12 protein-coding genes are annotated in these 14,032 nt (G+C 66.4%); all 12 read left to right on the top strand.

What is annotated here, in order from left to right; translation table 11 throughout:
- The first annotated feature begins 70 nt into the window (after window positions 1–70).
- The 12 genes from ACYQ1K_RS24860 to ACYQ1K_RS24805 all read left to right on the top strand — a co-directional run bounded on the left by ACYQ1K_RS24860 (window position 71) and on the right by ACYQ1K_RS24805 (window position 14,026).
- Window positions 71–823 (top strand): enoyl-CoA hydratase/isomerase family protein, encoded by a 753-nt coding sequence (locus tag ACYQ1K_RS24860; RefSeq protein ID WP_459986160.1) that lies wholly within the window; start codon window positions 71–73, stop codon window positions 821–823.
- A 96-nt stretch (window positions 824–919) separates the two neighbouring features.
- Complete coding sequence (locus tag ACYQ1K_RS24855) at window positions 920–1,468, top strand: NADPH-dependent FMN reductase (protein WP_459986159.1); 549 nt, start codon at window positions 920–922, stop codon at window positions 1,466–1,468.
- Window positions 1,465–1,692 carry a ferredoxin gene (locus ACYQ1K_RS24850; protein ID WP_459986158.1) on the top strand — a complete coding sequence of 76 codons (228 nt, stop codon included), beginning with the start codon at window positions 1,465–1,467 and terminating at the stop codon, window positions 1,690–1,692. The genes ACYQ1K_RS24855 and ACYQ1K_RS24850 overlap by 4 nt, the downstream gene beginning before the upstream one ends.
- Window positions 1,689–2,915, top strand: a complete 1,227-nt coding sequence (locus ACYQ1K_RS24845) for an NAD(P)/FAD-dependent oxidoreductase (RefSeq protein WP_459986157.1) — start codon at window positions 1,689–1,691, stop codon at window positions 2,913–2,915. Before ACYQ1K_RS24850 ends, ACYQ1K_RS24845 begins: the two co-directional genes overlap by 4 nt.
- Window positions 2,916–2,956: 41 nt before the next feature.
- Window positions 2,957–4,195, top strand: a complete 1,239-nt coding sequence (locus ACYQ1K_RS24840; protein WP_459986156.1) for a cytochrome P450 — start codon at window positions 2,957–2,959, stop codon at window positions 4,193–4,195.
- A complete protein-coding gene (locus ACYQ1K_RS24835; protein WP_459986154.1) occupies window positions 4,192–5,247 on the top strand; it encodes an alcohol dehydrogenase catalytic domain-containing protein in 1,056 nt (351 codons plus the stop codon). The genes ACYQ1K_RS24840 and ACYQ1K_RS24835 overlap by 4 nt, the downstream gene beginning before the upstream one ends.
- A 65-nt stretch (window positions 5,248–5,312) precedes the next feature.
- Window positions 5,313–6,542 (top strand): cytochrome P450, encoded by a 1,230-nt coding sequence (locus tag ACYQ1K_RS24830; RefSeq protein ID WP_459986152.1) that lies wholly within the window; start codon window positions 5,313–5,315, stop codon window positions 6,540–6,542.
- Window positions 6,539–7,645 carry a zinc-binding dehydrogenase gene (locus ACYQ1K_RS24825; protein ID WP_459986151.1) on the top strand — a complete coding sequence of 369 codons (1,107 nt, stop codon included), beginning with the start codon at window positions 6,539–6,541 and terminating at the stop codon, window positions 7,643–7,645. Before ACYQ1K_RS24830 ends, ACYQ1K_RS24825 begins: the two co-directional genes overlap by 4 nt.
- A gap of 55 nt (window positions 7,646–7,700) precedes the next feature.
- On the top strand, window positions 7,701–9,182 hold the full coding sequence (locus ACYQ1K_RS24820; RefSeq protein ID WP_459986150.1) for an aldehyde dehydrogenase: 1,482 nt from the start codon (window positions 7,701–7,703) through the stop codon (window positions 9,180–9,182).
- A gap of 81 nt (window positions 9,183–9,263) precedes the next feature.
- Complete coding sequence (locus tag ACYQ1K_RS24815; RefSeq protein ID WP_459986149.1) at window positions 9,264–10,469, top strand: ABC transporter substrate-binding protein; 1,206 nt, start codon at window positions 9,264–9,266, stop codon at window positions 10,467–10,469.
- 60 nt (window positions 10,470–10,529) lie between these two features.
- Window positions 10,530–13,349 (top strand): ABC transporter permease subunit, encoded by a 2,820-nt coding sequence (locus ACYQ1K_RS24810; RefSeq protein ID WP_459986148.1) that lies wholly within the window; start codon window positions 10,530–10,532, stop codon window positions 13,347–13,349.
- Window positions 13,346–14,026: an ABC transporter ATP-binding protein gene (locus ACYQ1K_RS24805; protein WP_459986147.1), complete on the top strand. Its 681-nt coding sequence runs from the start codon at window positions 13,346–13,348 to the stop codon at window positions 14,024–14,026. The genes ACYQ1K_RS24810 and ACYQ1K_RS24805 overlap by 4 nt, the downstream gene beginning before the upstream one ends.
- Window positions 14,027–14,032 lie beyond the last annotated feature (6 nt).

The following is a 14,032-nucleotide window of genomic DNA, read 5'->3' as shown; positions in this document are numbered from 1 at the left end:
CAACCAACCAGGCCGCCATTCGCTGCTCGTCAGGCATCGCGGACGCCACTTCTTCCGAACGAGGCCCATCATGACATTCGACGTTGTCCGCCACGACACCACTGTCCTTCTCACCATCAACCGTCCCGAGAAGCGCAACGCACTCACCCTCCCGCAACTCGGGGAGCTGGCCGAGGTCATCCGCGGTCTCTCCGCCGACCCAGCGATGACCGGCCTCGTCCTCACCGGTCGCGGCGCCTTCTGCGCCGGCGCCGACCTGATGAGCGTGGTGGCCCAGGGCCAAGCCGGCCCTGACGGCATCCAAGACACAATCGAAGAGGTGCCGCAGCAGATCATCCGTGCGCTGCTCGACCTCCCGGTCCCGACGGTCGCCGCTCTGGACGGGCCGGCGATCGGCCTCGGGATGGACATCGCACTTGCCTGCGACAGCCGGATGCTCGGTCCCGCGGGCTGGATGATGCAGGGCTGGGGCCGTGTCGGCCTGATCCCAGGCACTGGCGGTGAGCTGCTCCTGCACGAGCGAAACCCGGCGATCCTCTGGCATCTGCTCACCGAGCAACCGCAGATCGACGCAGCGCTCGCGGAGCGGTGGGGCCTCGGTGAGGGCAGCGGGAACCATGACACCGCTCTCGCCGCCGCCCTTGACCGGATTGGACGACTCGCGTCGATGCCGAAGCCGGCGCTGGCGACGTATGTTGCTCTGTTCCGCAGCCATCTCAAGTCGCAGCTCGACGACCACCTCGCAAGGTGCGCGCGGGCCCAGGTTGCCCTGCTGACCGACGCGCGATTCGCCAACAGGGTGGTGGGCGTCATCCGCGCCTGACCTTCCGAGGCACGCCTGAGTACCTGGCTCGATCGGGTACCCAAGGGGGTACTTTTCCCCAAGCCCGCCCCATGTGGCGCTCACCACACTGACGGCGTGATCAAGAAGAACACGGTTCCTCGGCTCGCGGTTCTGGTGGGCAACCCGAGGCGCCACTCGCGGACCCTCGCCCTGGCGCACCTTGTCGCCCAAGCGGTCTCGCACCGAACCGGCGCGCGGCACCTCGGAACGCTCGACCTCTGCGAGCACGCGGACGCAATCTTCCGGCCGTCCGACCAAGCGCTCGACGCGGCTACTAAGAACCTGGCCACTGCCGACCTACTGGTGGTGGCCAGCCCGACCTACAAGGGCTCGTACACCGGCCTCCTGAAAGCGTTCCTCGACCGCTACGCCACGAACGCCCTCAGCGATACGACGGCGCTGCCGGTCATGACCGGCGCCGGGCCCCGCCACGCCATGGCCGTCGACTACACGCTCACACCGCTCCTCTCGGAGCTCGGCGCGTCGGTCCCCATCCGGGGCCTCTTCGTGGACATCGAGAGATTCGAGTCGGTTCCCACCACCGTCACCGCATGGGCTGACGCGAACCTCCACACCCTCGAGCGCTCCATGGCGCTCCCTCACGACAAGGAACTTGCGCCATGAAGATCGCAGTTGACCTCAAGACGTGCGAGAACCACGGTCAGTGCGCGTTCGTCGCCCCCGACGTGTTCTCGCTCGACTCAAACGGGCTGCTTTCCTTCCGGTCCGAGGCTCAGGACGAGTACACCTCCAACGTCCTGCCAGCCCAGGTCCACGACGACGTCGAAGACGCGATCGGTATGTGCCCTGTACAGGCGATCCGCGCTGTGAAAGGCCCCCACCAGTGACCAGCCTGTCCGACGACACGGCGATCACCGCCCCACGTCGCGTCGTTGTCGTCGGCGCCTCCCTAGCCGGGCTGCGGGCCGCGGAATCGCTGCGAAGGGCCGGGTATGAAGGCGAGCTTGTCCTGGTCGGCGAAGAGCCCCACCTCCCCTACAACCGCCCACCTCTCTCGAAGGACATCGCGGCCGACAGGGCGATGCCGGAGTCCCTTGCTCTCGGCCGGCTAGGCGACGACGTGAAGTGGAGACTCGGCACACAAGTCGTGCAGGCGAACCTGAGTCACCGAGCCGTCGAGCTTGGCACGGGCGAGCAGATCGCGTGGAGCGGCCTCGTGATCGCGACCGGACTCCGGCCACGTGCCCTTCGACTTCCCGGCCCGGAAGCCGGCCGGCACAGGCTCCGGACGTTCTACGACTCCGTTGCCATCGCCCAAGCCCTTCGCGGTGCCCGCCGCGTCGTGGTCGTGGGAGCAGGATTCATCGGCTGCGAAATGGTCGCGGCGGCCGCCAGCATGGGCGTAGCAGTCGATCTCATCGCACCGGAGCCAACCCCCCTTGCACACGCGCTCGGCGACCAAGTGGGAACCGAGGTCAAGCGCCGCCTCATCGAGATGGGTGTCCGGTTCCATCCCAACACCTCGCCGATCGCCTACCTCGGCTCCCAACAGGTCAGTGGCGTGATGCTCGCCAACGAATCCGTGCTGCACGCCGACGTCGTCGTCGAAGCCGTGGGCAGTGAGCCAAACGTGGCGTGGCTGGTCGGCAACGATCTCGACCTCACCGACGGCGTCCTCACCGACTCGTGCCTCCGTGTCGACGGGCGGGACGACGTGGTCGCGTGCGGGGATGTCGCGCGTTTCCCGATTCTCGCGCGCGATGAGACAGCTCGTCGACTTGAACACTGGGCGGTGGCCGTCGACACCGGTCGCCTCGCGGGTTCGAACCTCGCCAGGCATCTCCTCGCAAGCGGAGAACGGCCAGACGAGTTCGACGCGATCCCTTCGTTCTGGAGCCACCTTGGCGTGCACAAGATCCAGTCCTTCGGCCTCCCCGGAATCGGACTTCACGACGTCCGGCTGCTCGAAGGCGACCTCACCGGCGACGCCGTCATGGGCTACTACCGCGCCGACGAGCTCGTTGGCGTCGTCCTTCTGGGTGCCGCCTCGCGCTATGCGCACTTCCGACAGCAGCTCACTCGCGCTAGCTCTCTCGTCCCTGGCGGCTGAGCAACATCCGCCATCCCACACGAACTCACCCAAGGAAGATCATGACGTCCAACGACCTCGACACCGTCGATGAGAGCTTCTGGGCCTACCCGGAAGAGTTCTTCCGCGCCTCACAGGCCGGGTGCCCGGTCGCGAAGCTGCCCGGCGAGTCCGGGTACATCCTCACCCGGTACGACGACGTACGCGCCGCCTCCGTCCGGGTCAAGGACTTCTCCAGCCACCGGCCGATCTTCGGCGAAGGCGACCCTGAACTTGAGGCGATCGCCGCGACCGGCTATCCCGAGGTCGCGACGATCACCAGTAGCGACCCGCCGGAGCACACGCGGTTCCGCAAACTGGTCTATCGGGCGTTCACCCCCGAAGTCGTCAATGGCCTCGCACCGAACATTCGAGCGATCGCGGACGATCTCCTCCAGACCGTCGCTACCGCGGGTCGGATGGACTTTGTGAACCAGTTCGCCGAGCTGATGCCGATGTATGTGATGGCCGACGCGCTCGGCATCTCCCGTGCTGATCGGTCCAAGTTCAAGGTGTGGTCGGACAACATCGTCCTGACGATCGCCGGCTACATGGTGCTGACGCCCGAGCTCAAGCGAGAGTGCAAGCTCAGCTACGTCGAGTTCCAGCACTACTTCGCCGAGATCATCGAAGAGCGGCGCGCGAACCCGGGCGACGACATGATCAGCCAACTGGTCCTCGCAAGCATCGACGGGGAGCGACCTCTCAGCGTTCCCGAGATCCTGGACATCATCCGGATCTTCCTGGTGGCAGGCAACGACACCACCAGCAACCTGCTCGCCGGCGGGCTCCTCGCGCTCCTCGACAATCCGTCGCAGCTCGCTGAGGTCCAAGCCAACCGCGACCTGATTCCGAACATGGTCGAGGAAGCCCTGCGGTTCGTCTCGCCGTCCCGATGGACGACCCGTACCGTTCGGAGCGAAGGCGCCGACATCGCGGGCTGTCCCGTCACCGGAGGCGAACGGCTCCGCCTCGGCTGGGGTCCGGCGAACCGTGATGCCACCCGCTTCCCGGATCCAGACACCTTCGACATCCACCGCGATGCCTCGGCGCACATGGCGTTCGGTCACGGCGTGCACTTCTGCATCGGCAAGGACCTTGCCCGCGCCGAAGCTCACATCGCTTTCAACGCACTGTTCGACACCTTCACGGACTTCGAGCTCACTGTCCCGAGGAGCGCGGTCAGGCCCCTACCCGTGCCCGCCGTCAACCGAATCAACCAGCTGCCCATCCGGTTCAGGACCAAGGACGTCGCTCGATGACGAGCTCAACGATGCGCGCGTACCGCATCCTGACTGCCGGCCATGCCGAACTGGTCGAGGTCCCGATTCCCGCACCAGGCCGAGACGAGGTCCTGGTCAAGGTCGCTGCGGTCGGCATCTGCCACAGCGACGTGATGATCCGAACCGCGCCGCCCGTGCTCGCCATGCCGCTGCCTGTCACGCTGGGCCACGAGATCATGGGAACCGTCGTCGAGGTCGGGCCTGACGTGACGCGGTGGATGTCAGGCGACCAAGTCGCCGCCTACGTGATCCGAGGCTGCGGCAACTGCCGCCGGTGCGCTCGCGGCGAGGACAACCTCTGCCAGCGAGGCGAGCCCGGCCGCAACCCCTATCTCGGTCTTGGGACTCACTTCGACGGAGGCATGGCGGACTACGTGGCACTGCGGGCCGACGCCGTTGCGGATGCCGCGGGCCTGGACCTCGTCACGTCCGCCCCTCTCACCGATGCGGGACTGACAGCACTGCACGCGATCAACTCCCTCCACCCTGCTGCCCCCACTCAGAGCTGCATCCTCGTCATCGGCGTCGGAGGTCTGGGCCACCTGGGTCTCCAGATCCTCGCTCACCGCACAGACGCGCAACTCCTCGCGGTCGACCGTAACCCGGCGAGCGTCGAGCTCGCTCTCAAGCTCGGCGCACACCAGGCCATAGCCGCCGACGGCGACGAGACCGCAGCCGTCCTGGACATGGTGGACGGGCGCAATGTCACCGCAGTGCTGGACTTCGTCGGCGTCGACTCGACTCTGAGCCTCGGCGCCGCCGTGACGAACCGAGGCGGCCAGATCGTGGTCGCCGGACTCGGCGGAGGGCAGATCCCGTTCCAAGCCACCTCCGTCTCCGCCGTGTCGCCGGAGGTCTCGCTCAAGAGGGTGTCCGCCGGCACCCGGGCCGAGCTGGTCGAGGTTCTCGACCTCGGCCGGATCGGCGCCGTCCGCGCCGAGACGAAGACCTACCCGCTCGACCAAGCCGCTGAGGCCATCGCCGCGGTCGAGGCGGGGTCACTCACCGGCCGGGCGGTGCTGATTCCGTGAGCCGCCGACCGAAACACCCCATATGCCGACCGCGGCGCCGCACAAGAAGCCCTGATGGAGGAATCATGAAGATCAATCTGCTCGACCCCGGAGCATACGACCAGGGCCAGCCGTTCGACCAGATGTTCTGGCTGCAGGAGCACGACCCAGTTCACTGGCACGCCGAACCGAACGACGGTCCGGGGTTCTGGGCGCTCACTCGCTACGCCGACGTCAAGACAGTCCACTCGAACCCGAAGCTCTTCAGCTCGCACCCGACGATCACAGTGATGGACTCGTTCGCCCCCGGCGACGAGGACCACCCACACCTGATCTGCAGTGACCCTCCGCATCACACCGCACACCGGCGGTTCCTCGGCGAGGAGCTCGCCCCCGCCGTCGTACGCGAGCAGGCCGATCACGTGCAAGAACTCGCCGAGCGCGTCATCGACGAGGTCATCGAGGCAGGCGAATGTGACTTCGTCCACGACGTTGCCGGCGAGCTCGCGTGCTTCGTCGCCGCGGATCTGCTGGGGATCTCCCGCGCTGATGGCGTGGCCCTCTACGAGATCACCGACCGCGTCGCCAACGCCGAGGACACCACCTCCGGAGACGGCCTGGCCGCATCACAGGAGCTCTACGCCTACGCCATGTCCGTGCGCGGCGACCGGATGCAGTGCCCCCGCGCCGATGCAGTCACCCGATACGCCCACGGCGAGGTCGACGGCAAGCCGAGCGACGAGATGCAGTTCTTCCTCGACTTCCTGATGCTCTTCGGCGGCGCGGTGGACACCGCGCGCAACGTTCTGGCCGGCGGGATGGACGCGTTTTTCAAGAACCCCGAGCAGTGGAACCGGCTCGTGGCGCAACCCGAGCTCGTTCCCTCGGCCGTAGAGGAGATGCTCCGCTGGGTCACGCCGATCGTCTATCAGCGCCGTACCGCGACGCAGGACACCGTGATCGGCGACCAGGAGATCAAGGCCGGCCAGAAGGTCGCGTCCTTCCTCGGCGCGGCGAACCGCGACCCTCGCGTCTTCACCGACCCGCTCACGTTCAACATCACCCGCTCACCGAACAACCACCTCGCCTTCGGCTTCGGACCCCACTTCTGCCTCGGCGTCCACCTCGCCCGCCTCGAGCTCAATGTGATGCTCGAGCAGATCGTCCGCCGGATGCCCGATCTCAAGCCCAAGGGGGCAACCCTCTGGACGCGGGCCTCCGAGGCTGACCGGGACGTCGCGTCAATCATTGTCGGCCCTCAGTCGATGCCCGTCACCTTTACCCCCAGCCGGCGCACGATCGGGGTGAGCTCATGACCATGAAGGCCGCACTGCTGCGCGACTTCAGCGGGACCTGGGACATCGAGGACGTCGAGATCGCCGACCCGATCGGCGACGAAGTCCGCATCGAAGTCCGTGCGAGTGGTCTGTGCCACTCCGACTTGCTGACCGCGACCGCTGATCGAGGACTGTCGCTGCCGATCCTGTGCGGCCACGAAGTCGCCGGCGTGGTCACGGATGTCGGCCCACTCGTGCGCGGCGTCGCGGTCGGCGACCACGTCAGCACCTGCGTGGCAGGGGCGTGCGAGGTTTGCGCACTGTGCCGCTCGGGCCGGCCGTGGCTCTGCGCGGCCCGCTCCGAGACCGATCACATCCTTGAGCGCGACCCCGCACTGGCCCCCCGCCTCACCGCTTCGGGTCAGCCCGTGACGGCGGTGGCTTCAATCGGAGGATTCGCCGAGCAGGCGCTCGTCCCGGAACGCGCCCTCGTCCGTATCAACCCCGCCGTCCCGTTCGAGGTCGGGGCCGTCTTGGGCTGTGCCGTGGTCACCGGGATGGGCGCAGCTCTGAACACGGCAGACATCCACCCGGGCCAGGCCGTTGCCGTCATCGGATGCGGCGGCGTCGGTCTCAACGTGATCCAAGGTGCCCGTCTCCGCGGCGCGGGACGCATCATCGGAATCGACCTGAGCAAGGGCCGCCTGGAGCGTGCAACTCTGTTCGGCGCAACGGACACCATCGACGCCAGTGGAGCCGATGCTCTGCAGCAGCTGGCCGCCATCATCCCGGAGGGGGTCGACCACGCGTTCGAGGTCGTCGGCGCCGAGCTGACGACGAACCAGGCGCTGCGGATGCTGGCGCCGGGCGGCAGCGCGTACGTCATCGGTGCTGCGCCGAAGCTCATTCCCTTGGCCATGATCAGCGCACAGGAACTCCTCGCCGGCGGAAAGACGATACGTGGCGTGTACGCCGGCTCGACACGATTCAAGCACGAGGTCCCCGCATACGCCGACATGTACCTCCGGGGGCTGATCCAGGTCGATCCCCTGATCTCCGAGCGCATCAGTCTCACGGACATCACCAACTCCTACCGGCAGCACGACAACTCCGACTCCGCGCGTGCGGTGCTCGTCTTCTGAGCACCTGCGCACTCCACTTCTCTTCCTTCGCACACCCCGAAATGAGGCACCGCCGATGACGGTTCTAGCCGTTTCAACGCTTCTTCACCCTGATCGGTTCTTCATCGACGGCCAGTGGACCACGCCTTCGACGGGATCGATGATCGACGTCATCGATTCGACCACGGAGGAGGTCTTCCTCCGGGTTGCCGAGGCCACTCCCGATGACATGGCCCACGCCATCTCCGCCGCGCGCAACGCGTTCGACCACGGGCCCTGGCCGCAGATGTCCCATGCGGAGCGAGCCTCCTACCTGATCGCCTTCAGTGAGGAGCTCCGGCGCCGCGCCGACGACATCAGCGCCGTCTGGCCGCGTCAGTCGGGCGTCCTTCACTCGCATGCGGCGATGATGGTCGAGGGCGCTGCAGGCGACCTCGACTCGTACGCTGCCCTCGCCGACACGTTCCCGTTCGTGGAACAGGTCGCTCCGACCAGCGGCGGCGACTACGGGCTGGTTGTCCGCGAGCCTGTCGGAGTGGTAGGGGCGATCATCCCGTGGAATGGGCCGATCGGTCTGATCGTGCACAAGGTCGCGCCGGCACTCCTCGCCGGCTGCACCGTCGTCCTCAAGTCAGCGCCCGAGGCGCCGACCGAGGGATACATCGTCGCAGAGATCGCCGAGAAGATCGGGCTTCCAGCCGGCGTACTGAATGTCGTGACAGCCGATCGCGAGGTCTCCGAGATGCTCGTAAGGGACCCGCGGATCGACAAGATCACCTTCACTGGATCGACGGCGGCCGGCCGACGCATCGCCTCAATCTGCGGCGACCGCGTCGCGCGCTACACCCTCGAGCTCGGCGGCAAGTCTGCGGCCATCGTCCTCGACGACGCCGACATCGCCTCGGCGGCTGACGTCCTCGCCAACGCCGAGTGCCTCAACAGCGGCCAGGTCTGCTCATCGTTGACTCGCATCGTCGTCACGCAGTCACGGCATGACGAGATGGTCGCCGCCCTCGCTGAGATCTTCGGCGGGATCCGCGTCGGTGACCCCTTCGACCCAGCTAGCCAGATGGGTCCATTGGTCGCAGCGCGGCAGCGCGAGCGGATTGAGGGGTTTGTCGCGGCCGCGCTCGCGGACGGCGCCGTCCTGGCAGCTGGGGGCCGCCGGCCGACCGACCTGGATCGCGGGTTCTATGTCGAGCCGACGGTCTTCGGCAACGTCGACAACGGCTCTGCCATCGCGCGTAACGAGATCTTCGGTCCGGTCCTGACAGTGATCCCGGCGAAGGACGAGAGCGATGCTGTCGCAATCGCGAACGACAGCATCTATGGCCTCAACGCCTCGGTCTTCACTGCAGATGCCGATCGTGCGCTCGCCGTCGCGCGGCAGCTCCGCACCGGCACGGTCGGCCACAACGCCTTCAGGTCTGACTTCGGCATGGGCTTCGGCGGCTTCAAACAGTCCGGCGTAGGCCGCGAAGGCGGCGCAGAAGGAGTTCGAGCCTTCACGGAGCACAAGGCCGTGATTCTCGACGGACCGCCGACGACAGCACCCTGACCTTCCCGGCTCACCGCATCACCGCACAGCAACCAACTCACCGCCATGGGTCTCGGATGGCACCAATCGAAAGGCAAGATAGTGAAGCTTCCAGTACTGCTGGTCGGCATCGTCGCCGCCACACTCGGGCTTGCAGCCTGCGGCAGCTCCGACGGAAAGGCCAGCAACTCCGCTTCAACAGCCGGCATCAAGCTCATGGTCATCGGTGACCTCGAGACCCCTGTACAAGCTCTTCCCCAACTGGTCGTCGGCGCCAAGGCCGCGGCACATGAGATCGACGCGGCCGGAGGGGTCAACGGTCACAAGATCACCATCATGTCGTGCAACACCCAGGGCGACCCGAACATCTCGGCCTCCTGCGCACGCAAGGCCGTCAGCGAGCGCGTCTCCGCGGTCGTCGGACTGCTCTCGCTCACCAGCACGAGCATCATGCCGATCCTCGAGGCAGCCAAGATTCCAGCGATCGGCACAACGGACATCAACCCTGTCGACCACACGAGCCCCGTCTCGTTTCCGCTCAACAGCTCGACAGTCCAGCTCGTCGCCGAAGTGGTCTCCATGCCCGGCTGGGACGCATGCAAGCACCCTGCCATGCTCTTCGACAGCGACCTCGACTCCGCGAGCCGGGCCGCCAAGACGTTCGAGAACCTCTACAAGTCCCTTCCCATGCCCGTCAACGCCAAGACCGTTCCGGTGACGCTGTCGATGACCGACTTCCGTGCCCAGATCGCCACTCTGCTCGACGGTGGCACCGACTGCGCATGGACGGCCTCGACCGCCGCCCCGGTTCTCGCACTCGTGAAGTCGGTCGCTTCGTCCGGTCGGAACGTCAAGCTGGCCACGAACGCCGCAACCCTGAGCGGTGACGATCTGCGCGGCCTTGGTGTGGCGGCGAAGAACCTCTATGTGGCCAGCGCGTTCAAGCTTCCCGGAACGCCGGACGGCAACAAGTTCGCCACCTCGATGGACGGGATCGACAAGTCCGCCTCCAAGGATCAGAACGCCCAAAGCGCCTACGCATCGGTGCAGATCTTCGCTGCTGTGTCGAAGGGCCTGAGCGACTTCTCAGCCGCGAAGGTGCTCGACGCGCTGAACTCCGCGAAGGACATCAACGTGGGCGTGCTCGCCCCGATCAGCGGGTTCCCTGCCAACGGTGGCGTCTCCTGGATTCCTCGGGTCTCGATCTTCCAGGAGTTCGAGTACCAGTGGGACGGCAGCGCACTCAGCCTCCTGTCCCCCACGCCCCTCGACGTCAAGCCTTTCCTTCTCAAGTACGGCGACCACTAGCAGGCGCGACAACGGCGCTGTCCCCTACTCGCACTACTTCTAAGGAGCTGATGAGCCCCGATGTCTCACTTCGTCGACTTCGCGGTCCTGGGCATTGCGACCGGCAGCTTGTACGCCCTGCTCGGCTTGGGCTTGACCGTCGTCTTCCGTGCCTCGGGAGTTGTCAACTTCTCCCACGGGGGCATCGCCGTTGTCGCGGCATACCTGTACTTCGACACAAGCACTCACGGATGGCCAACCTGGCTAGCGGTCGCCACAGCAACAGCAAGCGGAATGGCTCTCGGACAGATGATCTATCTCGTCGCAGTCCGCCCGCTCCGCTTGGCAAGCACACTCACCAAGGCGATCGCGACCCTTGCCGTCCTCGTCATGTTCCAGTCGATCGTGACGCTGAGGTACGGGTCGGCGCCCCGGACGGTCACCTCATTCCTCCCGTCCCGCCCAGTCCACATGCTGGGAACCACGGTCCCGGCCGAAGACCTCATCATCTTCGGGGCTTGTTTGGCCCTGGTCGCCGGTCTGACGGCGCTTTACCGCCTCACTTTGTTCGGCGTCACCACGACCGCGGTCGCCGAGAGCGAGTTCTCGACTGAGCTTCTGGGCAAGTCGACCACGCTCATCGCCGCCGTCAACTGGACGATCGGATGCGGCCTCGCTGCCCTCGCCGGGGTGACCATCGCACCACTGACCGCCATCGCACCCTCGCAAGCCACCGTCCTGCTCATCCCCGGACTCGCCGTCGCCCTGTGCGGCCGCTTCAACTCCTTCCCCATCATGCTGATCGGATCCCTGGTGGTCGGGATCTGCCAAGCAGAGCTCAGCTTCTACGGGTCGGAGTGGTCGACGCTGAAACACCTGACGGGGCTGAGCGAGGCGTTTCCCTTCGTCCTGATCGTCGCGATCGTGGTGTTCAGAAGCCGCGCCCTCCCGACCCGCGACTTCATCGTGCCGGCGCTGCCACGGGTGGGGTCAGGGACGATCAGCCGTGGATGGATCGCGTTCTGGATCGCGGTCGCCGCGGTGCTGGTCGCCACCCTCGCCGGCACCTGGGTCACCGCGCTGACCGCGGGCCTCATCTCCTCGGTGCTGTTGATGTCGCTGGTCGTTGTCACGGGCTACGCGGGTCAGCTCTCCCTCGCACAGGTCTCAATCGCCGGCGTCGGCGTGCTCGTCGCGTCCTACCTGGTGCACGCCCATGACTGGTCCATGCCGCTCGCAGCCGTCGTGGGCATCACGGCGACCATCCCGATCTCGCTGATGGTCGGGCTGCCGGCCCTTCGGACCCGTGGGGTAATGCTCGGCGTCGTGACGCTCGGCCTGGCCCATGCGATGAATGCCATGGTCTTCCAGAGGGACGACGTCAATGGCCTCGGAGCGGGCATCGACGTCGGCTCCGCAAGGTTCGTCGGGATCTCACTCGACCCGATCCTGCACCCCCGCGCGTATGCGGTCTTCAGCCTGCTCGTGCTTGCCGTGGTGGTGCTGGCGGTGTCCAACCTGCGTCGATCCCAGATCGGCAAGATCTTGCTCGCTGTCCGCTCCAACGAGCGGGCCGCTGCTGCACTCGGCATTCGGGTCGCCGCAGCGAAGCTGTATGCATTCTCGTTCTCGGGGGTGATCGCCGGAATCGCAGGCATCCTCGCCGCGTGGCAGGTCCCGAATGTCCTCCTCAACCGCGGCTATGACCCTCTCCAATCGGTCAACGCGGCGGTCTCGGTAACGCTCGCAGGCGTTGGCTACATCTCCGGTGCGGTCCTCGGCGGTGCTGCAACGAGCCCTGGCGGCATCGGAGGCCAACTCATCACCAACATCGGTTTCGGTGAGTACCTGGCGCTGCTCAGCGGAGGGCTTCTCCTCGTCAACATCATCTTCAACCCGCATGGCCTCGTTGCCAACGCCCTCGCGTTCGCCGAACATCCCCGTCGATGGTTGGCGCAGCGTGCGCCGTTCCGGCACAGCCGCCAGCCGACAACGTCTCGAGAGGCCCGCGCATTCACCGAGGCTCCCCGGGACGCGACGGTGACGGGAGGGCGCGGCAACCGAGACGACCGAGAGCTGGAAGGCACCGAATTGGTCGTGACGGATCTGAGAGTGGTGTTCGGCGCGATCAAGGCTGTCGACGGGATCAGTTTTGACCTCCACGGCGGCGAGGTGGTGAGTATCATCGGGCCGAATGGTTCGGGCAAGACGACCATGATCGACGCGATCTCCGGCTTCGTACCTGCCTCAGGAACCGTCTCTCTCAACGGGACAAACCTCACCTCTCAGCCACCGTTCGCGCGCAACCGGGAAGGCATCTCCCGCTCCTTCCAGTCTCTTGAGCTGTTCGAAGAGCTCTCCGTCGGGGACAACCTGCTCGTGGCCGCCGGCCGCGTCACATGGCTCAGCTGGCTCCGCTGCGTCATCTGGCCTGGGCGCGCCAAAGCGAGCGACGCGGTGCGAGAGGGTGTGACCGAGTTCGGCTTGACGGACTGCCTCGACGCCAGGCCCAGCGAGTTGCCCTATGGCAAGCGCCGACTTCTCGCGATCTGCAGGGCTCTCAGCACTGAGCGACCACCCAAGGTACTTCTCCTCGACGAGCCCGCCGCCGGCCTCGGCGACATCGATCGAGCAGAGCTGCGCCGTCTGATCCGCGACGCCGCAGACAAGCGCGGCATGGCCGTGCTACTCGTCGAGCACGACGTCGAGCTCGTGATGGACATTTCCGACCGGGTCATCGTGCTCGAGTTCGGCAAGAAGATCGCCGAGGGCCTGCCGAGCGACGTCCGGCGTGATCCGGAGGTCGTTCGTTCCTACCTCGGCTCGTTCGAAGAGTCCGACCCCGCCGGTGACAAGCCGATGGAGGACGAGGACCCGAGACTGGTGGTGGAAGCACAATGACGACAACGCTGATCAAGTCTCACGCGGTCAACGCCGGATATGGTGCACTACCCGCGATCACCGGAATTGACCTCCATGTCGACGGCGGCGAGATCGTCGCGCTCATCGGCGCGAACGGAGCCGGGAAGACGACCACTCTGCTCACGCTGGCGGGCGCCATCACCCCGACCGAGGGCGGCATCACGCTGTTCGGGACTCCCACGAAGGCCTCGCTCCAGCGTCGCGCGCGCTCCGGGCTTGCGCTGCTCCCCGAGCAACGCGCCGTGATCATGGGGCTCACGGTCCGCGAGAATCTCCTGCTCGGGCGCGGAGGGGTCGATCGCGCGCTCGAGTACTTCCCCGAGCTCGAGCGCCGCCTCTCCACCCGTGCCGGCCTGACCTCCGGGGGCGAGCAGCAGATGCTCGCGCTGGCCAGAATCCTCGCGAGTGACCCGAAGCTCATCCTCGCTGATGAGCTGTCGCTGGGGCTGGCGCCGCTGATGGTGCGGCGCCTCCTTGAGGCGCTCTCTGATGCGACGAAGCGCGGAGTCGGGGTCATGTTGGTCGAACAGCACCCGCGAACCGCCCTGGCATGGGCTCACCGTGCCTATGTGATGCGCCGCGGGCGCATCGAGCTCGAGCTCCGGGGAGATCACCTCACCGACCGAATGGAAGACGTGATGGCTCTCTACCTGTAGGGACCT

Source organism: Nocardioides sp. AN3 (genome assembly GCF_054653495.1).
This window is presented reverse-complemented; position numbering and strand designations above follow the sequence as displayed.

Bases quoted from the DNA above. Each gene is read 5' to 3' on its own strand.
- ACYQ1K_RS24860 (WP_459986160.1), top strand. From the start codon at position 71: ATGACATTCGACGTTGTCCGCCACGACACCACTGTCCTTCTCACCATC.
- ACYQ1K_RS24850 (WP_459986158.1), top strand. From the start codon at position 1,465: ATGAAGATCGCAGTTGACCTCAAGACGTGCGAGAACCACGGTCAGTGC.
- ACYQ1K_RS24840 (WP_459986156.1), top strand. From the start codon at position 2,957: ATGACGTCCAACGACCTCGACACCGTCGATGAGAGCTTCTGGGCCTAC.
- ACYQ1K_RS24835 (WP_459986154.1), top strand. From the start codon at position 4,192: ATGACGAGCTCAACGATGCGCGCGTACCGCATCCTGACTGCCGGCCAT.
- ACYQ1K_RS24830 (WP_459986152.1), top strand. From the start codon at position 5,313: ATGAAGATCAATCTGCTCGACCCCGGAGCATACGACCAGGGCCAGCCG.
- ACYQ1K_RS24825 (WP_459986151.1), top strand. From the start codon at position 6,539: ATGACCATGAAGGCCGCACTGCTGCGCGACTTCAGCGGGACCTGGGAC.
- ACYQ1K_RS24820 (WP_459986150.1), top strand. From the start codon at position 7,701: ATGACGGTTCTAGCCGTTTCAACGCTTCTTCACCCTGATCGGTTCTTC.
- ACYQ1K_RS24810 (WP_459986148.1), top strand. From the start codon at position 10,530: ATGTCTCACTTCGTCGACTTCGCGGTCCTGGGCATTGCGACCGGCAGC.
- ACYQ1K_RS24805 (WP_459986147.1), top strand. From the start codon at position 13,346: ATGACGACAACGCTGATCAAGTCTCACGCGGTCAACGCCGGATATGGT.